Here is a 22261-nt window from a genome sequence, read left to right as displayed (position 1 = left end):
TATCCGTCCGTCTCGCGACTGCGTTTCTCTGCTTGCTCGACACTTGGTTCATGTTTCGGTTGGACCGTTACGCTATCATCGGTTGGAACAGAGGCCAACCCTTCAGAGACGCGCCGACCGTAATCCGCATCCGCTTGGGTGAAGTAAGAGATCATTCGATCCCGGATATCCGGTTTGCATTGTGCCAACGCGCCGACCATGTTGCTGATCAGCTCATCTCGCTCCCAATCCTCGAACGCCCGGTACGTATCACCCGCTTGTCCAAAGTCATTGGTGCGCTCAATCTTCTCGCGGACAAGTCGGCCCTCCACCAGTGGTTCATGCTCCTTGCCACGAGGGGGTGCTTCCTTTAAGCCACCAAGCGAAGAAGGTTCGTAGTTCACATGCGGATTCTGACCCGGTGCACGATCCACCTGATACTGCATCTGCCCGCCGCTCTGATTCGTGGCTACCCGATTTTTCGGTGCATTCACAGGCAGTTGCAGATAGTTCGCACCCACCCGGTGACGCTGGGTATCCGAATAGGAGAAGGTCCGTCCTTGCAGCAGTTTGTCATCTGAGAAATCCAACCCGTCTACCAATACACCTGTGCCAAACGCTGCTTGCTCCACTTCATTGAAATAATCTTCGGGATTACGATTCAACGTCATTTTGCCCACAGGTAGAAAAGGGAACTGATCTTGCGGCCATAGCTTGGTTGGGTCCAGCGGGTCGAAGTCCAACTCTGGATGCTCGCCGTCCTCCATTACTTGAACGCACAGCTCCCATTCGGGATACTCTCCTTGTTCAATGGCGTGATACAGATCCAACGTCGCATGGTTGAAATTCTGTCCCTGAATCTCGCTCGCGTCTTTTTGCAGCAGGTTGCGTATCCCTTGATTGAGCGGTTCCCAGTGGTATTTGATGAGCACGCCCGTGCCTTCCTGATTGACCCATTTATATGTATTAACACCCGACCCTTGCATTTGCCGATAATTCGCTGGAATGCCCCATGGAGAGAAGAGGAATGTCACCATATGGGTAGCTTCAGGGCTCAGCGAGACAAAATCGAAAAACCGCTCCATATCCTGTGCATTGGTCAACGGGTCTGGCTTAAAGGCATGTACCATATCCGGGAATTTGAGCGGGTCGCGAATGAAAAAGATTTTCAGATTGTTACCCACCAGATCCCAGTTGCCATCTTCAGTATAGAATTTTACAGCAAACCCGCGCGGATCCCGAAGGGTCTCCGGTGAGTGCCCACCGTGAATAACGGTAGAGAAGCGAACGAATACCGGCGTTTGCTTGCCTTTTTCCTGAAACAGACGTGCACGAGTGTACTTCGATACCGGTTCATCACCGGCCGTTCCATACGCTTCAAATATGCCATGAGCGCCAGCGCCGCGGGCATGGACCACACGTTCCGGAATACGTTCACGGTCGAAGTGTGTAATTTTTTCGAGAAAATGATAGTTCTCCAGCGTAGTCGGTCCGCGGCTGCCAACGGTTCGTACATTCTGATTGTCCGTAATGGGATGCCCTTGTCGATCCGTTAATGTCTCAGCTGATTTGTCTGAGGAATGCTCTGGTTGTGAAGACTGATGATTCATGGAGTGGAGCACCGCCTTTCCTTAAAGTGGATTCCTGTATATATTTTCCCTGAAAGTTGGTTCTATACATTCAACCTTGCAAATAACCTAACAAAAAAAGCTTGTCACCGGCCTCGCCGCGTGAGATAATTAACTTTTGCCCAGCGGCCTTTTTGGAACGGAAAATTGAAATTGGACCGCTTTGTCTAAGAATGGAGGCTGACCTAGGATTGTCTACACAACGTTATCCTTTTGCATATGATCCGGCTGAACCTTTTGTATCCCGTCTGGGAGAATGGGTTGCCGATGTTTTTTACGATATTTTGCCAGAGTTCGGCTTCGAGGTACGGGATGAACAGATTTTTATGGCGTACCAGCTCGAACGGGCCTATGGAGATAAAAAGACCATTATGGCTGAGGCCGGTGTCGGAACAGGCAAGACGTTAGTCTATCTGCTCTACGCGGTCTGTTATGCACGTTATACGGGCAAACCAGCAGTGATCGCCTGTGCTGATGAGTCTTTGATTGAACAGCTTGTGAAGCCCGGTGGAGATATTGCGAAGCTGGCTGCACATCTGGACTTGGAAGTGGATGCACGTCTGGGTAAGTCACCGGACCAGTATGTCTGTCTGAACAAATTGAGTGCGGTGCGATTCGCGGATGAAGATGCACCTGTTATTGAAGAGGTACATGAGAGTCTGCCGGATTTTGTGAATACGCCGGGTACACTTCAGGCTTTCCATCCGTACGGTGACCGGAAACAGTACCCACATCTGAATGATCGTCAGTGGAACAAAATCAACTGGGACCCGTTCCAGGATTGTTTTGTTTGTCCAAAAAGACAACGCTGCGGCCTGACGCTGTCGCGTGACCATTACCGTCGTTCCAAAGACATCATCATCTGTTCCCATGATTATTACATGGAGCATGTGTGGACCTATGATGCGCGCAAACGCGAGGGACAATTGCCTCTGCTACCCGATCACAGCTCGGTTGTATTTGATGAAGGACATTTGCTGGAAGAAGCAGCCCTGAACGCACTAAGCTACAAGCTGAAACACCGCATCTTCGAGGAACTCGTCACTCGCCTGTTAGAAGGAGAGATTCGTGAATCCCTCGCGGAGTGTGTGGATGAAGCGATTGAGAGCAGTGAGCGACTGTTTGCGTTGCTGGATACGTATACGGTCGCGATCCCTGGTTCGGAACGGAAAGAAGTTCGGGTAGAGCCGCCACTGCTGCGTGAGATTGAACGTCTGACGAGTGTGCTGGATGCAATCGGCGAAGAATTGGTATTTGAGAGCGGATTGTTCTCGCTGGATGGTTACCAGATGCGTGTCGTGGAAGAACATCTCGATATGATTCAGTCTGCGCTTGCCTTGTTCCGCAAGGAAGATGGTTACATCTGTTGGGCGGAAGAGAGCGAGGATGAGACGACCTTATCGATCATGCCGCGCACTGTGAAGGAAATGCTGAACGAGCGTGTGTTCAACACAGGTATTCCAATCGTGTTCTCCTCCGCCACGTTATCTGTGGACAGTTCATTCCGTTATGTGGCGGACAGCCTGGGCATTGATGATTTTGTATCATTCTCGGTGGCTTCCCCGTATGATTATGCGGACAAAATGAAGATGAAAATTACCGATGAAGCTGTACCGGGTCACCCGGAGAACGAAAATCGCTTGCGTGATGCGGTGTCGTTACTACAGGAGAGTGGAGGGCGTGCGCTGATTCTGTTCCGTACGATGGAAGAATTACGCGCGTTCAAACAGGACATCGTTCATGTACCTGAAGCAGAAGGTTTGCGCTTTATGTATGAGGGCGACCGGGAGATCAGTGATCTGATCGCGGCGTTCCAGCAGGATGAGGAGAGTGTGCTGTGCTCCGTTAATCTGTGGGAAGGACTGGACGTTCCGGGTCCGTCATTATCCAATGTCATGATCTGGTCGCTTCCGTATCCACCACAGGACCCTGTCTTCAATGCAAAACGTAGTGCGTCAGCAGCACCATACGAAGAGATCGATCTTCCGTATATGCTCTTGCGTGTGAAGCAAGGTCTTGGACGTCTGATTCGGACAAGCACGGATTCCGGTTCTGCGGTCATTCTCGATGAATCGCTGTATACCAAAAAGGAAGCCAAAGACCGCATTGCGGCCCTGCTTCCTGAAGGTGTGGAATGGACAACCCTGACACACTAACCAGCTTACGTTAAATGTTCTTGCTTTATTTTTGATAATAAGGTTTCTTGCCAAAATAAGTTCTTGTTCTCTGCGGATTCACCATCCGTAAGTGAGCAAGGGCTTTTTTTGTTTTGATGGTTCCTCTAATGTAATTCGCTTCCCTTTTTTTCGAGGGATTTTCCCTCGCTCCTCGCTACCAATTGCTTCAACATTCTAACGAACCTACCGCACCTTATTAGAGTGATCATTAAGTGATGTAAATTCTAACGAATCTCAGTAACGTTATCCCGCCGAAAATGGCTTTTAAGCCTGTAAATCGACCGAATTTGGAGAAATAACGTCGCTGTGATTCGTTACACGTCAGACCTGCGTAAATAGGAGCGAATAGCGTGTGTCAGATTCATTAGAACCAATGACCAATGAGCGCTAATAAGGGAGGGCCTCTGTCATGCTCATGACTTTTGGGACATGGAAGCCCCTTTTTGATGTGTGCAGATTTATGCTGTGTTAAAAAATACCCATGCTCAGATACCGTTCCCCGGTATCCGGCGCAATGCAGAGCACCCGGTGCCCCGGCCCCAGTTCCTTCGCGATGCGAAGGGAGGCCCACACCGAAGCCCCAGAGGAAGGGCCGAGCAACAGCCCTTCCCGGGCAGCAAGCTGCCGCATCGTATCCAGTGCGTCCTCATCGGACACCTGGATGATTGCATCCCATACGTCGGTATTCAGGATGTCCGGAATGAACCCCGGACTTGTACCGACGAGCTTGTGTGGTCCGGGCTCGCCACCGGACAACACCGGAGAACCTTTGGGCTCCACCGCATAGATGCGGATATCGGGTAACTGCTTGCGCAGTTCTTCTCCCGTCCCGGTAATGGTTCCGCCGGTTCCCGCCGTAGCGATGAAGGCGTCCAACCTGCCTTCCATCTGCTGCATAATCTCGGGAGCTGTCGTAATCCGGTGAATATCCGGGTTTGCCTGATTTTCGAACTGCTGCGGAATGAAACTTCCCGGAATATCTGCTTGAAGTTCTTTCGCTTTGCGAATTGCGCCAGGCATCCGCTCTGCAGCAGGGGTGAGCACCACATCTGCGCCGTAGGCTTTCAGAATGTTGATGCGCTCCTTAGACATATTGTCCGGCATGATCAGAATGGCTTTATATCCTTTGGCGGCGGCATTCATGGCAAGACCAATCCCGGTATTGCCGCTCGTCGGTTCAATAATGGTAGCACCAGGGAGCAAGTGTCCCGCACGTTCAGCCTGAACGATCAGGTTATAGGCGGCACGGTCTTTGACGCTGCCACTCGGGTTGAAGTATTCCAGTTTCACGTATACATCAGCGGAGTCGCTGCCTGTGAGTCGGTTCAGTTTAACGGCAGGTGTCTGGCCGATCAGTTCTGTTACATCTGCGGCAATGCCTGTATGTGCGGGTGTTTGTTTAATCGAATGTGTATTCAAATCCATGAAGTACAACTCCTTGATTGATAAGACGTTGAGAGTATATCCGGTTGAAATCTTTTCATGCCTTATTGGAATGGTTGGATATCTCTATTCCATCTTAATGAACGTAACCTTCCGTGGTCAACTTGTTTTGCTGGGGATGGGTTCAATAGTGTCAAAGTTATATCAAGTCTGCGCCAAGTCCATCTCCAGATGCCGACTGAGTTCTTTTTTGACTTCATTGCGTGCGAATGTCCACAGCATATAGAACCGTTGCCAATACCCCCTGCACATATACAGAGTTTCGATACCCTCGGCTTCCCGTTTCTCTTCCAGTACTTTGACACCGCGGGTTCTCATCTGTTTACGAAGGGCCAACATCTCCTTGAGCACATTGTTCTGAATGCGGGTCAGCGACAGGATGTAGACTTCGGGCATCTTCAGCAACAGCGTATCCAGTGTGCGAATATCTCGTTCAAGTACATCCAGCAAAAGCGTTCGCACAACCAGACCTTTAATCAGACGATGGTCTTCATCCGCAGGGGATGGGGCGGAAGTTGAGGATGTCATATGTTCACTTCCTTAACCTTTAATTGGAATTTTATATTTACAGAACATGTGTTCTTATATTATAATCAATATATGTAATGGAGATACACAATACAACCGAGAAATATTGGAAGCACACATTACCGCATTTTCCTAAAGGTACAGATATTGAATGAAGCTAAGGATTTAGGGACAAGCCTGCTCCAAAATAAGGTATAATTTATGGGTTTTGCAGGAAACCTAAGGCCATAAACCAATTAAGCCTTATGCAATGCAGTCTGCTACAGAAGTAATTACAAGCAATGAATTACTGCAATGAATTGCAATCATGATTCAAGGATGCTTTGCCTTAACACGATGGCACCAGGTCAACGAGTAGAAGCAGCTTTATTTTAGCGAAAATGAGCAACAAAAAAGCCCCTGCCTTGGGCGGCGGGGCCTATGGAATACTGCCGATTCAGCGGCAGGTTTGATGATGTGTTCAGAAATTAAGCAAGATATTGAGGCTTTTCGTAGAACGCCTCTTTTTCAAGGATGACCTTATAAGGTCTTTCCTTGCCCTTCAGGGAGGGCCCAATGGTAGTTAGCGGTACGGCCGGCTTGTGGAAACGATCTTCTTCCTTGGGTTCCGGAACCGGTCGTGATGATTCGGGCGCAGAACTGAGGCGTACCTTTTTTTCGCTGCCCCAGCGCTTGCTTATTTTTTTCGTTTCCGGTTTCATTCCGGTTCGCCTCCTAACAAATCGTTGATGGCGTTGAACAGTTGACGATTCTGTAGGTCAATCTGCTGAAATACCGCCTCATCCGCTTCAATATGTCCAATAATGTGAACGGTGATTACATACCTCTTGGCTACAGGATAGCATAGCAGATACTCTTTCTCAAGGTAATCATCATACAGGTTAATCTTGATTTTATTCTCCCGGTAAGAATCAATCACCAGGATGCGCTTGGGATCATCCGGTTGTTTGTCGTCATTAGCGGACAAGTCATACTTTCTCCCCGGTTCTCCAACATTACCACATAATTGCTCAATATAACCACTGTCATCTGTACGGTATATGGCTGTGCCACGTACAGCGAATGGAGGATGAGAGACAAAGGCAGTACGCAAGGCATCGCTCATTCGCTCCAGCATCTTGGCATCTGCTTTGCGGGTACGCAGCAATTCCCTAAAGAACCGCAGCAACTTAAGCAGTTGTAACCTCGCTTCTCCCTCAGTGCGTTTATGCTTCTCAATGATGTTCTCCAATTCTGGGTCACTCCAGCGTCCTTGTTCCTCAATACTGTCTGCGATTTTGGAACATGCCACGGACACGGCTGGTGCCCACTTTCCGTCAGAACGGATTTCATACACGAGTGGATTTAACCCCAGCAGATCTGTGGGCATACGCAATCCTTCGACCTTGGTTGTGTCCTTGATGTCTGTAATATCCTCAGGAAGAATGAAAAAAATACGTTTTCGTCCCAGACGACCCATAAACAGACCCATTTCCAGCATTGTATTATCCCGGACCGACGCGTAGTACTTCCCGCGAATTTTGGATATATCATCCGGATGAAAAATAAAAATGGCAAAGTCAGTCGTACGGACCTCTACTTCCAGATCGTCCATGGTATAGCTGCTTGGATTAAAAACCCCGGAATACCAAGGGGTAACTTCGGCTGAAAAACGTAAGTTTTCGTGTACTGCGGCTGCAATCGGCTTCGCTTCCAGCGAGCAGCCAATAAAGACTCTTGGCTTTAACGTTTTCATCAATCCGCCTCGCTTAAACGGTAGTGGGATTCAATTGTTATATTATACCATAAACAGCAGAGTAAGTCTGGAAACGTCTGAACTGGACAAAGAATAAGCCGATTACGTTTGCTATAGTGTATGTGTGAAAGGAAAATGATTCCTTTAAAAAGCGCAAGAAAATAAAAAAAGGCCCCAATTTGTCACAGTTGGGTGACTGACAGTTATTTTTGGAAGCTTTGGTCATAGAATAAAGGAGCAGGTTGCACCATTAGCAAGCATTGCTTATCCTGGTGTTGCCGTATGACTGCTGGAGCAGTCCAAAGGCTGCTTTATGCCTGTTTTTGAGGGGTCTACTGTTTAGACCCGGTCACGTTGGTGTTATATAATAGAAGAACAAGCAAGTTAGCTTTGGTGTTTAAACTGAATGAACTTGCAACTGCTGTAAGTTGGATTTACAATTTACACAGGAACGAAGAGTGCAGAACCCATCTGTAGAAGCGAAGCGTTCGTCTGAAAGCTTTTTGAATGAAAGCAGATTCGGAAGCATAAGCGATCACCGGATTTTCCCCAGAGGGAAAATGGAATTCCAAAAATCCGGGGATAACCGCGATCAAAAGAGGGTACTGTAATCCAAGTGTAAGTGTACAATTAAATGTTCAAGCTTATGCATTGTAGTTATTTTTCAGTTTAACTGAGCACAGCTAACCACAACAGAACAGAAAGGATCAGGATACCATGAGTTCCCGAAGGACAATCTCCCCAAGGACGATCTGGAAACGTTACGATCTCTCATACACATAGCGCCCCTTGTAGAGTACACCAACCGGTTCAAAAAAACGGCTGACTCTGCGAAAGAGGGGATTGGAATGAATATTCGAAGGACGTACACGATGATTTCTTCCAGGCTTACCTTTTGCAGGGTACGGTCGGTCTAAAAAACCAACCTACAAACTGCGAGGGAACCTGAATGAAGAGAACATCGTTAACCTTACAACACGTTAAAACAGAGGCGATCAAATTCGCCATTATGCTACTCGGTACATTTATTTTAGCTTTTGCTTATTATCACATTAACTTTCAGAATCATTTATCGGAGGGCGGATTTGTTGGTCTGGCCCTGCTCGGAAAATACGCAACAGGCTTATCACCTGCTATCGGTATGTTGTTACTGGACATTCCGGTCATGATCCTGGCTTGGTTCCTTAAAGGCTGGAAATTCATGATTCAGGCATTGCTTGGCGTCGGTGCATTTTCTCTATTCTATGACGGCTTTGAACGATACTCCACACTGGTATTGTCGTTTAACGGAAATCTGTGGATTCCGGCAGTTCTATCCGGTATATTGACAGGGGTAGGCGCTGGGATCGTGCTTCGATTCGGTGGAGCGACAGGTGGAGACGATATTCTCGCCGTGCTGGTTAGCCGCTGGAAGGGATGGAAGCTGGGAACAGTTTTCTTTGTCAGCGATGCTTTTGTATTGGGATTGTCGCTTTTCTTTCTTCCGGTAAAAGAAACTTTATATACGATTCTGGCCGTATGGATTGCCAGCAAAGTCATCACGTACGTCGTTAGTGTTCCGGCTCGCGGAACCGTGGTTACAACTTCGGCTGTGAAATTGCCGATGCCATCGGCTGCAGCCAAGGCAGTTAACGCTGCTGCTATTTCACAACGGACTACGGTGGCTAGAGGGGTATCCAATTAACCATACGTTTCAGAACAACCATAACCTGTATTCATCATATTCAGGTCTTGATAGTTAAAGTTCATACAAAATCCCTTTTGCTGCTTTTCAGCAGCAAAAGGGATTTTGTTGTTTTCCGATTCATTCAAGACTTGATCGAAGAAGCAATCTGACCATCCTGATTATGGATAATCGCTCGAATATTTTGTTTGCTACTCAGTTCTTTGGCCTTATCTACAGCTTCTGCCTTAGTATCAAATGTGGACAGATAGGTAGACTTTCCTTCTTCTTTGATCGCCCAACCGGAGTCGGTAGGCACGACATGGATGTTGTCATGACTTTTGGACGAAGAAACGGGCTCGGAATGACGACGATCCGTGGAAGACGACTTTTTAGGGTTGGAATTATCGGAAGAAGATGTGGAGTCCGATTTCGAACTTTCCGGTGCGGGATGATTTTCATCCCATTCTTCCGCCTTAGCTGTCGCTATGGCAATCGAGCGTCCTTCCTCATACCCGTCATCGAGCAGAGCATTGGCAATCTCAATTGCTTTATGTCTAACACGTGGTTCCAGGTTCTTCATGGATACCGGATAATCCTGTTTGTTCCAAGGCATATGAACCCCTCCTGTACAATAATGGATTAATTGTATATTACCCTGTGAGGAGAGGGATAAACGATGAACATCCGAGGTCGTAAGTGCATTTACCGATGATCTATATAAATTGAAATAAACATTTACACGAAACGGAGAGGACAGAAAAAAACTGAAGAAACGAAGTGTTCGCCTTTATCCCCGGATTTACCCCTTTCTAAAAGGAATCAAAAAATCTGGGGATAACAGCGATCGGAAGGTTGTTCTGTCATCGGAGTGTCCCAGTGTAAACATTCTTTAGTTCAACTTATATAAAAGGATCTCGTTCCTATACTTTTGCAAGTCAGAGGAGTATAATGCTGTCCATGAAAGAAATAAGTTCAATAACAGGAATATAAAGGAGTACATACATATGTTTAGTCTTAGTCTGGCAATCCCTATGCTGTTCACCATGCTGATTCATGCCGCAGACAGCTTATCATACGCGCTACGCCTTGGTGGTTTACGCACTCGCAGAATTGCGCTAGCCATTTCTTTGGCGGGTATCTTGCTGCTGGTTTCTAGAACCTCGAATATGGCCCAAGGTCCGATGGTAGGTAATCTGGTGGATACCGCAACACGTGGAGCCAATCCACACTTTGCAGCGCAGCTGCACTGGTTAATGGGTGCGGCAACAATAGGAACGGCATTAGCCATATTGTGTTTTCCAACCATGGTGAAGCTCTCATCGAGAATGGTTGTACATTTTGAAGCAGCCGGCTCTATCCCTGCGATGGTTCGCGGTATGCTGAAGCGAAGCAAGATTAGAAATGCAACGTATTACATCACCCCGCCATCCTGGAAGATGGCCAAACGATTGGTACAACATGGGATGCCAAGACGGTTAATGTTGCTGAATGTAGCGGTAACCGCAATCTACACCACGGGTGTCCTGTCCAGCTTGTACGCAGCATATCTTTACCCAGGGCAGGCTGTAGCTGCATCCCAATCAACCGGGCTAATTAACGGAATAGCGACTATTTTGTTAACCATCCTGATTGATCCGCGGATTTCCCTGCTCAGTGACCGATCATTACGTGGTGAGATCCGTTTGGATCGCATGAATCAGATTTATGGTTGCATGCTCGTATCCCGTTTATTCGGTACACTGTTGGCACAGTTGTTATTAATTCCATTTGCGTATTGGATCGGTTGGATCGTAAGTATGATGTGACGACTTCTTTCCTGAATTGTAGCCAGGCACTCTCTTGTACATCTTTTGAAACAGCAAATGAGAGGGTGCCTGTGCAAAATGAATTGACGGAGTATTTGTGCTGTGATACTATTAGACCGAATAGTCGGTTTAATTTATGGAGGTTTTTCCAATCGAAGTTAAACGAAGAAAAGATGTTGCCCAGATAAAAAAAGACATTGCACGTAATACCAAAGAACTGTTTGCCCAAAAGGGATATAGTGCAACTTCCATGGAAGACATATGTACGATTAACAATCGGAGTAAAGGCAGCATCTATTATCATTTCAAAAGCAAAGAAGAGTTATTCATGTATCTAATCAAGCTTAACAATGAAGATTGGATGGATGCTTGGCTGGACAAAGAATCCGGGTATAAGACTGCCATAGACAAACTGTACGGACTTGCTGACCATTACGTGGATGATTTGGCTAACCCGCTGAATCACGCCATTAACGAGTTTGTCTCGGGTCAGGTCGTCAGCCAGGAGATGCTTGATGAGATGCTTTCCCTGATCCGTATTCCGTATGCGACATATGAGTCCATTATTACTAAAGGGATGGAAGATGGGGAGTTAAAACCGGATGACCCACAGGATGTAATGCACATTATCTACGGTCTGTTTAGCGGATTGACTACACTCTATTATGAGAAGGACCTGACGGATATTCGTCGTATTTACCACAAAGGGATGGCCAGTCTGCTAGCAGGCATTCAACAACGTTAACCATGAAAAGCTGATGTAACGTCAGTTTTTCTTTTTAAATATTAATAAACCGGACAGTCGGTTTAAAAGAGGAGATGGAGAATGAATACATTGTTCAGAAATAAAGCTTTTTTAATCGTGACAGGGTCTGATCTGCTGCAAAATCTGGCGATATGGATCCGGAATATGGCAATCCTCTATTATGTAATGGATCGAACTCAAGGAAGTCCAATAGCTGTCTCGCTGATTACCGTACTTGAATATGCCCCGATTTTTGTTTTCTCCATCATTGGCGGTGCACTTGCTGATCGCTGGAATCCCAAACGTACGATGATACTGGGGGATATTCTGAGTGCGTTATCTATTGTCATGATTATTGGCGTCTTATCTTCCGGGTATTGGCAGATTCTATACGTAGCCACGTTTGTATCCTCTGTCGTTAGCCAGTTTTCTCAACCATCCTCTCTCAAGATTGTGAGGCGAAATGTAAAGGGAGAACATTTGCAGTCTGCAATTGCTATTACACAGAGTGGTCAATCGTTGTTTTTAATTCTCGGACCAATCGTCGGAACGTTTATATACACTGCAATGGGCATTCAGGCATCCATGTACGCATTACTCATTCTGTTCCTCATCTCTGCGCTTCTACTCACATTTCTGCCTAAAGACGCCACCCAGCGGGAAACAAATACCTCATTATTAGCGGATATCAGAGAGGGCTGGCAATATGTTGCTCGATCTCAATCGTTAAAAATGCTTAGTCTGGTATTCATCTGTATAGGGCTTTCTGCGGGTCTCATCAGCCCACTTGGAATATTTCTGATCACCGAACGTCTGGGACTTGAAGCAACGTCATTACAGTTTCTCTCTGGAGCGTCCGGATTAGGTTTATTGATTGGAGGAGGGATTGCGGCTGCTGTAAGTGCCAAGCTGAACCAGACTCTAACTCTGATCGTAGGTGTGCTGTGTCTGGCTGTAGCCACGATGGGAGAAGTGTTATCCAGTTGGTTCTGGCTGACCCTTTTGATCAGCTTCTTGAGCTCCATCAGTTTGGCATTTATCAACGTTATCATCTCCACGTACCTGGTCACCCGGATAGATGAGCACTTGATCGGGAGAGTGAATGGCACCATCACACCTTTATTCATAGGAAGCATGCTTCTTGGATCTTCCATGGCAGGTGTACTGATGAACAGCACATCCATTTTTATCGTCTACGCAATTTCGGTTACCGTGATGATCATGGGTATTGTTCCAGCGATGCGTATTCAATTTCGTAATGATCAGACGGCTCCTGCCAATCAATTGAATTCGGAAATCTCTTCGAGCCAAACCTAATCAATGCATTCTTGTGCAACAATAGTTCGTCTATTAAAACAAGAACGTACAACAAAAAAGCAGCGGGATCATCCCACTGCTCTTTTTGTATTTGTATTATAACTTATTGGAAAAGGACGGCGTACTCACCGTATCCTTCTTTTTGCAAGTCTTCTTTGGGTACAAAACGAAGTGCCGCAGAGTTGATGCAATAACGCATTCCACCTGCTTCGGCAGGACCATCGTTGAACAGGTGACCCAGATGGGAATCGCCCTCACGACTTCTCACTTCGGTACGAATCATGAAATGGCTGAGATCGGTTTTTTCCTTCACGTTGTGGTCACGCAATGGACGTGTGAAGCTCGGCCAGCCGCAGCCGGAGTCGTATTTGTCGGTAGAGCTGAACAATGGCTCGCCAGATACGATGTCCACATAGATACCATCACCGTGGTGATCCCAGAATTCGTTATGGAATGCAGGCTCGGTCGCGCTGTTCTGCGTAACTTCATATTGAAGCGGCGTCAAACGCTCTTTCAGCCCGTCTTTATCCACGTTACCGGTCCAGTTGCGTTCGATGAAATCTACACGTCCAGAACCTTTGCTGTAGCGTTTGTAATGGGCAGGGTTCTTCCGGTGATAATTTTGGTGATGTTCTTCCGCTTCATAGAACGGTTTGGCTGGCAAAATCGGAGTGAAGATTGGTTTATCAAAACGTCCGCTTTGTCCCAGCTCCGCTTTGGAAGCTTCCGCAATCTGGCGCTGTTCTTCGCTGTGATAGAAGATGGCCGTCTGATAGGAAGATCCACGGTCATGGAATTGCCCGCCTGTATCCGTAGGATCAATCTGCTGCCAGAACAGTTCAACCAGTTTCTTATAAGGGAAGATGGCAGGGTCAAACGTAATTTGTACAGCCTCTACATGTCCTGTTGTCTCCGAGCAGACCTCTTCATATGTTGGATTCTCGGTATGTCCTCCTGTATAACCCGATACGATCTTATGAATACCGGGCAGTTCTTCAAAGGGGGATACCATACACCAGAAGCATCCGCCTGCAAAAGTTGCTAACTCACTTGAATGTTGTTCCATGCTATAGTCACTCCATTTCTGATGAAGATTTAGCGCTCGTGTTCGAGCTCCAGCAATCTACCATTTTATTAAACTTGTTACACAAGCATTAGGCTTGCTCTTCTATTATATCCTGAATTGGCAAGCCAACCAAGCCGGAATGAAAACAAGCTGAATCTGAACGGTTTGCGAATTCTGAATTCAAGCTTTGTTGCGTGATCGAAAGCGAAATAAGAGCAATACAATGGCCATGAACACCAGATATCCGGCAAGGATCGCCAGGCTCAGCCAGATTGAGGTTTCAGCCTGTGCGCCTGCATAGGCAAATACAAAAATCGCTGGCATTTTCCCAATGGCCGTGGCAACCATGAAGACCCAGAATGGCGTGTACGTTATACCTGCGTAGATATTAACGGCCATCTGAGGCACGATCGGCAACAGTCGCATTGACATGACACCCATGAACGGATGTGCTTCCATCCATGTGGTAAAACGGTTCAGACCCCGAATACGTTCGAGGTACGATCTCGCCTGATGTCTGAAGATGGTTCTTGCTCCGCCATACACGAGCATGGCTGCAAGTGTTGTGCCAAGCCAGCATATCCAGGCTGCCGTGGTGGTACCGTAACTGTAACCAAAGGCGATAATAACAAACTTATAAGGAATTACTGGCACAAGAGCAAACAATGTTGCCATGGCGAGTAACAGCGGAATGGACTGATGGAGATCGGTCCAGGCCAGCAGTTCATATCTGTAAATAAACGTGACTCCTGCAAGTAAAACATATAACAGAAGCCATAACCATTTTCGCAAAATCCCAAACGCTCCTTTCAGATCAGGCAGGTCTAGTCGTGTCCCGATCTGTACTGCTGTTCCTCATAAGTTTACCACGTTCGCCCATTGTCTGAACAATTCGTGCGAAGTGTGCTGCAATCACTGGCAAGTTGCTGTCCGAAGGGTTACACTATAGGACGTGGAAATATAGAACCGAACTGAAGGTGGAATGATCATCATGGAAACAACCCAACGTAAACGAGTTGCAATTATCGGCCTCGGCGATATTGCACGTAAAGTATATTTGCCGCTGTTAACAGCTCATCCGAACGTGGAGATTGTAGGCATAATGAACCGATCTCCGGAGCCGGTCAAAGCCGTTCAGGAGGCGTATCGATTAGAACGGGGAACAACGGATCTGAAAGAACTGTTGTCCTGGGATCTGGATGCGGTGTTTGTACATACAGCAACGGAAGCGCACTTTGACATTGTCATGCAATGTCTGGAACAGGGATTAGCCGTGTACGTAGACAAGCCGTTGTCCTATACGCTTCGGGAGTCGGAAGAGATGACTGCTTTTGCCGAAGCACAAGGGCTGCTACTCGCAGTAGGCTTCAACCGCAGATTCGCACCGATGTACCAAAAAGCGAAAGAATGGATGCAGGGTGGAAAAGGTTTTGAATCCTTGACAGTGACCAAACATCGTACAGGCATTCAGGATCGTCCTGCGGCAGAAACCATCTATGATGATCTCATCCATATGCTGGATCTGATGTTGTGGTACTCGGATCATAATGTGGAGTTGCTTCATCAATGGATTCGGAAGAATGATCTGGACAGACTGCTGCATGCAACCGGAACGGCCAAGCTGGGCAGAACACCCTACGGTCGATTCGATATGGTGCGTGAAGCTGGGGCAGATCTGGAGAAGATCGAATTGCATGGTGGTGGACGATCTGTTGAAGTGGTGAACATGGACACGATCAGCTGCATGGAACAGGGGAGTCTGGAAACCAAAGAAACGTTCGGGAGCTGGGACACCGTGTTAACACGCAGAGGTTTTAGCGGAGCAGTTGATAATTTCCTGGCTTGTCTGGACTCACCTGATGATTGCCTGATCAGTGCAAGTCATGTAATGGACAGTCATGAACTGGCGGAACAATTGATTCGGAAATAATTGCAGAATACACATACGGAGGAATACAAGTCATGGATGAATATGAAAAGGAACGTAATAAACAGATCGAGGAAGCTGTTGTAGAAACCTATAAACAGGAAGAAGAGATGATGATCCTCGTATTTGCCCAGTGGTGTGTCAATAATGGTTTGGACCCGGAAGAGATGTACCGGCAAGCCTACCCGGATCAGCAGAGCAACGAGCGTTTGCAGCAGGTGCAGAAGCTGATTGTATCCAAGGAGGAAGCCGGTGAGATCCCGGATGATACGGTACTTGGCGTGTTGTCCATGTTTGGCAATGAAGATCTGGCGATGGTTGTATCCGAGGCCATAGCCGCGCGCAAATAAGTTCAACTTACGTATACTAATATGATTACATCTGTTCCCGGTGAATGACGCGAAATTCCTTCGGCGACATGCCGAACCGGGAACGGAATACCCGATGAAAATAGGTATAGTTGTTAAAGCCGGAAGACTCAGACACTTGCTCCAGGGTCATTGGACTGAAAATAATCCGTTCCCTGGCCATATTCAGCCGTACGTCAAGCGTGTATTGCATGATGCTTTTGCCAAACGCTTCTTTGAAGAGATGAACACCCCGTGAGACACTGATGCCAATATGTGTTGCCACATCATCGAGCTTGAATAAAGAGGAAGCGTTTTCTTCAATGTAGTTTTTGATCTCATAAGCCACATAATTGGTGTTGGTTATCGTTGGATGCTCCGCGAGCAGACGATCCACTTCGAGACATAAAATTCGCATATAATAACTTGAAATTTCCGGATAAGGATTGGAGATGCGGCGCTGCTCCAGTACGAGCTGTCGAAACAGGACCAAGAGGCTTTCCGTCAGTTCGACTTTGATCCGGGTCGGCCGTTTGTGACGCTTCCACCACTCATCCACCCAGGAACCATTGAAGAAGATGTGATAGTCACCACTCTCCACCAGTCGTTCTCCCATCGGATTGGTTTCATTGTCTATTCTCAGCTCATAGGGCTCGTCAGGATCAAAAAGAAGCAGATCGCCCGCATCTACCAGGGACATGTCCCCGTCTATGCGTGCACGGCAACGTCCGTCTGTTTGCAGTCTTAACAGGTAGTTCTTCACGCCTTCAGGCTGCACCATAGCGTAGGGTTTACGATGAAATGAAAAGCCTGCTGTAAGAACTTGGCAGGATTGATCTGTCGGCATGGGCATACTCCTTGCAATTTGAAAATTATGACCAGATAGTTCATGTTTCAATCATATTATTCATTTTAATTGAAGCTGAAACGGAATACCATAGTATTAGATTCAAGGAACAGGAAACATCCAACAAAACATATGTATCTCAACCATTCAAACGCAGATTTTCACCATGCGTAAGGAGATGAACGTCACAGTGGAGAAAATGAAAGCAGGCATCATCGGGTGTGGTAACATCAGCGCCATCTACTTGGAAAATCTCAAAAACAACCCGGTCATTGAAGTCGTGGCTGTTGCGGATTTGATTCGTGAACGCGCTCAGGAACGGGCAGATGAATTTAATATCGCAAACGTTTACAATGTAGATGAGTTGCTGCAAAATAACGAAATTGAACTTGTGTTGAACCTTACGGTTCCTGGCAGTCATGCCATGACCGATCTGGCTGCACTCGAAGCAGGCAAACATGTGTATGCCGAGAAGCCGCTCGCAATTTCTCTTGAGGATGGCCGCAAAGTTGTTGAGCTGGCTGAGGAGAAGGGATTGTATGTTGGTTCTGCACCGGATACCTTCCTTGGTTCAGGCATACAGACAGCTCGTAAAGCCATTGAGGATGGGCTGATTGGCAAGCCGGTTGCAGCGACTTCATTCTTCATGGGTGGAGGACCAGAAGCTTGGCATCCTAATCCAGAGTTCTTTTATGTCGCAGGTGGCGGACCGATGTTTGATATGGGACCTTACTACCTGACCGCTCTGATTACGTTGCTGGGACCGATACGCAGAATCAGTGCCTCGGCAGGCATACAGATTGCAGATCGCAAGATTGGCTCCGGACCGAAGGAAGGTACAGCACTGCAAGTAGAGACGCCTACTCACTTAGCAGGAACCATTGATTTTGCAGAAGGTGCCATTGCAACCATGATCACCAGTTTCGATATTCGCGGAGCTTCGGATCTGCCACGTATTGAAATCTATGGTACAGAAGGTACGCTTAGTGTACCGGACCCCAATTATTTTAACGGGGAAGTGAAGGTTCGCAGATACGGTCAAGACACTTGGGAGACGGTCAAACCAGTCTTCGAAAGTGGACAAAACGAACGAGGCATCGGCGTAACGGAAATGGTTGAATCCATTCGTGCCGGACGGGAACACAAAGCCAGTGGCAAGCTTGCTTATCACGTACTGGAAGCCATGCATTCATTCCAGCGTTCTTCACTTGAAGGCAAGCACATACATCTGGAGAGCAGCTATGATTCTTTTGCAGTAACTCACACAGTTCAAACTGAGGTTGAAACCGTGGAATCCCACTAGTCTGAGTAAAAAGTGTTCCAAGCTTGATGCTCTTACGAGTGATGCAGAATAACCAGTATTCTTACGTTCAATTTCAGGATAGAAACACTCTCGATTTTCCACACTAATCAAACAGGCATGTGATCTGAACGGTAATTGTATACAGTTCAATATTCATGAATTCAGCAATCATACGATATCTAATCCAGGGAGGAATCGCACTTGAAACTCGGCGTATTTTTGGTACTATTCGGAGGACGTAAATTGGAGGATGCTCTTGATTATGTAGCATCCAAGGGATTAAAAGCAGTGGAGATCGGAACAGGCGGACATCCAGGCAATGCACATTGTAAGCCAGATGAGTTGTTAAGCAATCCTACAGCATTGAAAAACTTCAAAAATGCAGTGGAATCACGCGGTTTGACGATCAGTGCACTGAGCTGTCACGGTAACCCGCTACATCCGCAAAAGGATATTGCCAAAGGATTCCACGATGATTTTGTTAAAACGGTAGAACTGGCTGAGAAGCTGGAAGTACCTGTAGTGAATACATTCTCCGGTTGTCCGGGAGACCATGAGGATGCCAAATATCCGAACTGGCCTGTTGCACCATGGCCAAATGACTTCCAGGAGATCCTGAAGTGGCAGTGGGAGAACAAAGTGATCCCTTACTGGACAGAGTGGGGTAAATTTGCAGCAGATCGTAACGTAAAAGTTGGATTGGAGCTGCACGGTGGATTCTCCGTTCATACTCCAGCAACGTTGCTGAGACTGCGTGAAGCAGCAGGTGAAGTGATCGGAGCCAATCTGGACCCAAGTCACATGTGGTGGCAAGGTATTGATCCGGTTCAGGCAATTCACATCTTGGGGCGTGAAGGAGCCATCCATCACTTCCATGCCAAAGATACAACGATTGATCCGGTAAACGTGAACAAACACGGTGTAACGGATATGCAGGACTATACCAATATGCTGGATCGGGCTTGGCAGTTCCGCTCGGTTGGTTATGGACATGATAACAAGACATGGGCAGACATTATGAGTGCCTTGCGTCTGGTCGGATATGATTATGTAGTAAGTATTGAACACGAAGACGGTCTGATGTCGGTTGAAGAAGGATTCTCTAAAGCCGTGCAAAATCTCCAGCAAGTATTGATCGAAGAACCGCTGGGCGATATGTGGTGGGTTTAGAGTTACACTAGGGGGAAATTGAATATGATCAACGTCACCATTTGGAATGAATTTGTCCATGAGAAAATTCACGATGAAGTAAGGGAAGTCTACCCGGATGGTCTGCATCGAGCACTGGCTGACGGACTTGGCGGCGAAGGCTTTGCTATTCGTACAGCTACACTGGATCAGCCTGAACACGGATTAAGTGATGAAGTGCTGAATTCCACAGATGTGCTCATATGGTGGGGACATATGGCACATGATCGCGTAAGCGATGAGATCTCACAGAAGGTCGCGCAGCGAGTGCTGAACGGCATGGGAATGATTGTGCTCCATTCAGGTCATTTCTCCAAACCATTCAAAGCGCTGATGGGAACAAGCTGCGATCTGAAATGGCGTGTAGCTGACGAGCAGGAAATTGTATGGTGTGTTAACCCATCTCATCCGATTGCGGATGGCATCAAAGGCAAGATTGTATTGGAAAAAGAAGAGATGTACGGTGAATTCTTCGATATTCCAGTGCCGGATGAACTGGTATTTGTGAGCAACTTCCAGGGTGGGGAAGTATTCCGGAGCGGATGTACGTTCCGGCGTGGTGAAGGTAAAATCTTCTATTTCCGACCAGGTCATGAGACATATCCGACCTATTACAAGCCGGAAATATTAAGAGTGATCAGCAACGCTGTGAAATGGGCATATCCTACCCGCAGCTTTAAGCCGGAATATGGCAAGAGTGAACCTGTAAGATCATTTGGTGGCGTGCTGGTTTAATTCATAATTTGCTTCGTGAAAGATATATATCAGTTCAACTAACATTTACACATTAACGGAGAGGGCAGAAATAACTTGAAGAAGCGGAGCGTGCGCCTTTATCCCCGGATTTTTCCCTTTAGAAAGAAATCAAAAAAATCTGGGGATAACAGCGATCGGAAAGTTGTTCTGACATCGGAGTGCTAGTGTAAATATTCTTTAGTTGAACTGATATAGATAACGTAAACGCAAGCATATACCCAGGAACCCTTCTCCAAGTCATTGATGACTGTGGCAGTTGGGTTCTTTTTGGGTAAGATAGTACTATGGGGAAGTTATACGATATTTCCCATGGTTACGACGCATCGTGTAATGTATACTGGGATGTATGATCCATTTTGGATGTTATGCTTCTAAAATTTAAACTTTTTAGTTGCAGGCGTTTTCTTTGAAGCTTAAATATGTTATTATGAAATATACTAACAAAATGTAAGTTGAGTGATCTCTAAAGAGGTGATTAATGTGGAAGGTCAAGACTTGCGGATGTGTCCGCGTTTTGAGACGGCGTTTTCTTTTTTGGGCAAGCGCTGGAATGGTTTAATTATTCAAACGTTGATGAGTGGTTCGAAGCGATTCAAGGATATCTCCAATCTGATCCCATCCATGAGTGATAAGATGTTATCCGAACGGATGAAAGATCTGGAGAGTGAAGGTATTCTGGTTCGTCACGTCTATCCCGAGACGCCAGTTCGTATTGAATATGAACTGACGGATAAAGGTAGAGCGCTCCAGCCTGTCATGAATCAAATTCAAGACTGGGCTGAGCAGTGGGTTGACTAACGCATAAGCAATATCATCCACTTTTGTTACATGAATGACATAGACTCCTGATTTCCGTGGAAATCAGGGGTTTTTGTCTTAAGGATTAGGTGGATCGGCGTTTTTCTCCTGGGCTATGCACATGTTGTCATGAGTTGTAGTATAATCTATAGAAAATGGCCACAGACGGCCGGAGCGAAGGAGGCCCACTTGTCATGAGAGAAGAAAGCTTATCCCGTGAAGTACGCTACGGCAAAGAAGATATTGCAGAACTTGAGAGCGCATCCATTCAGGTCCATCTAATTTATAAAAAAGCTGCGGAGTTGTTTAAGCGCACAGCATATTCCCGTTCAGTTAAAGATGATTTTGCCGAAGTGAATACGCATTCTGTGAACAGCGATGGTCCGAGATTAGCTCCGGCGGTGCTGCAAAAATGGATTCAAACGTCCAGGGGCTGGAAGTGTATCGGATGTGAGCTGGGACAACCTGATTCAACGATGTCTCAGATGGAAGAAACTATCCATGGTAAGCAATGGGTTCTGGATGTGGGAGAAGGTCGGTTGGTTCAGGCAGAAATGCTGATTCAGGCGGTTGTCTGGTCTCAATATGAGAAGATTCGAATGTTTGCACCATGGCTTGGTGATGAACCCTTTTACAGCGTTCAGGAACTGGATGTCATTGCCCGTTATATTGTGCCTACCTATTTCTCGGAACGCCCTTTGCATGAGCAAGGCAAGGTATTCAAGGTACATCAACAATATGGTCAGATTCCGTTGTATCAGGAGTATGTAGACGCACCTTCATGCTGCGTGCAGGTGGACGGTGGATTGCTTGAAGGGCGATTGCTGACAGGGGTATACGTATCTGAGGAGCAGTTCTTTGGGCTTAATCCATATCTGAAAGATGGCGATGGAGGACGGACATACATGCAGGCTTGTGTCCAATGATAACGTAACCAATGATAACGTGAAAATAATTTAGATTGGAGAGCCTGTGTGCAGGCTCTCTTTCTTGTACAAGCCTTATT

General features: G+C 46.8%; 20 protein-coding genes and 1 pseudogene. 12 read left to right on the top strand and 9 right to left on the bottom strand.

Features of this window, described 5'->3' with window-relative positions; all coding sequences use genetic code 11:
• Window positions 1-98: 98 nt before the first annotated feature.
• A pseudogene (locus tag MKY66_RS19795) lies at window positions 99-1589 on the bottom strand (catalase); the annotation flags it as partial.
• A 209-nt stretch (window positions 1590-1798) separates the two neighbouring features.
• Here MKY66_RS19795 and MKY66_RS19790 point away from each other — a divergent pair.
• Window positions 1799-3763 carry an ATP-dependent DNA helicase gene (locus MKY66_RS19790; protein WP_256704394.1) on the top strand — a complete coding sequence of 655 codons (1965 nt, stop codon included), beginning with the start codon at window positions 1799-1801 and terminating at the stop codon, window positions 3761-3763.
• A gap of 489 nt (window positions 3764-4252) precedes the next feature.
• On the opposite strand, the gene cysK is transcribed toward MKY66_RS19790, so the two are convergent.
• The 4 genes from cysK to MKY66_RS19770 all read right to left on the bottom strand — a co-directional run bounded on the left by cysK (window position 4253) and on the right by MKY66_RS19770 (window position 7490).
• Window positions 4253-5209 (bottom strand): cysteine synthase A, encoded by a 957-nt coding sequence (cysK, locus tag MKY66_RS19785; protein ID WP_076216970.1) that lies wholly within the window; start codon window positions 5207-5209, stop codon window positions 4253-4255.
• A 162-nt stretch (window positions 5210-5371) separates the two neighbouring features.
• Complete coding sequence (locus tag MKY66_RS19780) at window positions 5372-5755, bottom strand: hypothetical protein (protein WP_076216969.1); 384 nt, start codon at window positions 5753-5755, stop codon at window positions 5372-5374.
• 467 nt (window positions 5756-6222) lie between these two features.
• Window positions 6223-6456: a hypothetical protein gene (locus MKY66_RS19775; RefSeq protein ID WP_017687536.1), complete on the bottom strand. Its 234-nt coding sequence runs from the start codon at window positions 6454-6456 to the stop codon at window positions 6223-6225.
• On the bottom strand, window positions 6453-7490 hold the full coding sequence (locus MKY66_RS19770; protein WP_051447360.1) for a nucleotide-binding protein: 1038 nt from the start codon (window positions 7488-7490) through the stop codon (window positions 6453-6455). The genes MKY66_RS19775 and MKY66_RS19770 overlap by 4 nt, the downstream gene beginning before the upstream one ends.
• A gap of 949 nt (window positions 7491-8439) precedes the next feature.
• Here MKY66_RS19770 and MKY66_RS19765 point away from each other — a divergent pair.
• Window positions 8440-9174: a YitT family protein gene (locus tag MKY66_RS19765; RefSeq protein WP_036614465.1), complete on the top strand. Its 735-nt coding sequence runs from the start codon at window positions 8440-8442 to the stop codon at window positions 9172-9174.
• A gap of 124 nt (window positions 9175-9298) precedes the next feature.
• On the opposite strand, the gene MKY66_RS19760 is transcribed toward MKY66_RS19765, so the two are convergent.
• Window positions 9299-9769, bottom strand: coding sequence for a DUF2188 domain-containing protein (locus tag MKY66_RS19760; protein WP_076216968.1), 471 nt, complete (start codon window positions 9767-9769; stop codon window positions 9299-9301).
• A gap of 391 nt (window positions 9770-10160) precedes the next feature.
• On the opposite strand from MKY66_RS19760, the gene MKY66_RS19755 reads away from it, so the two are divergent.
• The 3 genes from MKY66_RS19755 to MKY66_RS19745 all read left to right on the top strand — a co-directional run bounded on the left by MKY66_RS19755 (window position 10161) and on the right by MKY66_RS19745 (window position 13023).
• Window positions 10161-10961 carry a lipid II flippase Amj family protein gene (locus tag MKY66_RS19755; RefSeq protein WP_076216967.1) on the top strand — a complete coding sequence of 267 codons (801 nt, stop codon included), beginning with the start codon at window positions 10161-10163 and terminating at the stop codon, window positions 10959-10961.
• 136 nt (window positions 10962-11097) lie between these two features.
• Window positions 11098-11706, top strand: coding sequence for a TetR/AcrR family transcriptional regulator (locus MKY66_RS19750; RefSeq protein ID WP_076216966.1), 609 nt, complete (start codon window positions 11098-11100; stop codon window positions 11704-11706).
• An 81-nt stretch (window positions 11707-11787) separates the two neighbouring features.
• Complete coding sequence (locus MKY66_RS19745; RefSeq protein WP_076216965.1) at window positions 11788-13023, top strand: MFS transporter; 1236 nt, start codon at window positions 11788-11790, stop codon at window positions 13021-13023.
• Window positions 13024-13126: 103 nt separating this feature from the next.
• On the opposite strand, the gene msrA is transcribed toward MKY66_RS19745, so the two are convergent.
• Window positions 13127-14089, bottom strand: a complete 963-nt coding sequence (gene msrA, locus MKY66_RS19740) for a peptide-methionine (S)-S-oxide reductase MsrA (protein ID WP_036614455.1) — start codon at window positions 14087-14089, stop codon at window positions 13127-13129.
• 180 nt (window positions 14090-14269) lie between these two features.
• Window positions 14270-14881 carry a VTT domain-containing protein gene (locus MKY66_RS19735; protein ID WP_074095721.1) on the bottom strand — a complete coding sequence of 204 codons (612 nt, stop codon included), beginning with the start codon at window positions 14879-14881 and terminating at the stop codon, window positions 14270-14272.
• Between the two features lie 199 nt (window positions 14882-15080).
• On the opposite strand from MKY66_RS19735, the gene MKY66_RS19730 reads away from it, so the two are divergent.
• Together MKY66_RS19730 and MKY66_RS19725 are read left to right on the top strand one after the other, a co-directional pair.
• Entirely contained in the window at window positions 15081-16019 is a 939-nt protein-coding gene (locus tag MKY66_RS19730) for a Gfo/Idh/MocA family oxidoreductase (protein ID WP_076216964.1), read from the top strand.
• Between the two features lie 32 nt (window positions 16020-16051).
• A complete protein-coding gene (locus tag MKY66_RS19725; protein WP_036674958.1) occupies window positions 16052-16366 on the top strand; it encodes a hypothetical protein in 315 nt (104 codons plus the stop codon).
• Window positions 16367-16391: 25 nt separating this feature from the next.
• On the opposite strand, the gene MKY66_RS19720 is transcribed toward MKY66_RS19725, so the two are convergent.
• The gene (locus MKY66_RS19720; RefSeq protein ID WP_017687546.1) at window positions 16392-17210 is read right to left on the bottom strand and encodes an AraC family transcriptional regulator; all 819 of its coding nucleotides are present in this window, start codon (window positions 17208-17210) and stop codon (window positions 16392-16394) included.
• Window positions 17211-17400: 190 nt separating this feature from the next.
• Here MKY66_RS19720 and MKY66_RS19715 point away from each other — a divergent pair, with 190 nt between their 5' ends.
• The 5 genes from MKY66_RS19715 (at window position 17401) to MKY66_RS19695 (ending at window position 22181) form a co-directional block, all read left to right on the top strand.
• Window positions 17401-18513, top strand: coding sequence for a Gfo/Idh/MocA family oxidoreductase (locus MKY66_RS19715; RefSeq protein WP_076216963.1), 1113 nt, complete (start codon window positions 17401-17403; stop codon window positions 18511-18513).
• Between the two features lie 201 nt (window positions 18514-18714).
• A complete protein-coding gene (locus tag MKY66_RS19710; protein WP_036674961.1) occupies window positions 18715-19683 on the top strand; it encodes a sugar phosphate isomerase/epimerase in 969 nt (322 codons plus the stop codon).
• A 24-nt stretch (window positions 19684-19707) separates the two neighbouring features.
• Window positions 19708-20436 (top strand): ThuA domain-containing protein, encoded by a 729-nt coding sequence (locus tag MKY66_RS19705; protein ID WP_076216962.1) that lies wholly within the window; start codon window positions 19708-19710, stop codon window positions 20434-20436.
• 522 nt (window positions 20437-20958) lie between these two features.
• Window positions 20959-21255, top strand: coding sequence for a helix-turn-helix domain-containing protein (locus tag MKY66_RS19700; RefSeq protein WP_074096966.1), 297 nt, complete (start codon window positions 20959-20961; stop codon window positions 21253-21255).
• 194 nt (window positions 21256-21449) lie between these two features.
• A complete protein-coding gene (locus tag MKY66_RS19695) occupies window positions 21450-22181 on the top strand; it encodes a hypothetical protein (protein WP_076216961.1) in 732 nt (243 codons plus the stop codon).
• Window positions 22182-22261: the final 80 nt, after the last annotated feature.

The organism is Paenibacillus sp. FSL R5-0766 (assembly GCF_037971845.1).
GTDB lineage: Bacteria > Bacillota > Bacilli > Paenibacillales > Paenibacillaceae > Paenibacillus.
Note: the sequence above shows the minus strand (reverse complement) of the source record. Positions and strands in the feature narration are given on the sequence as shown.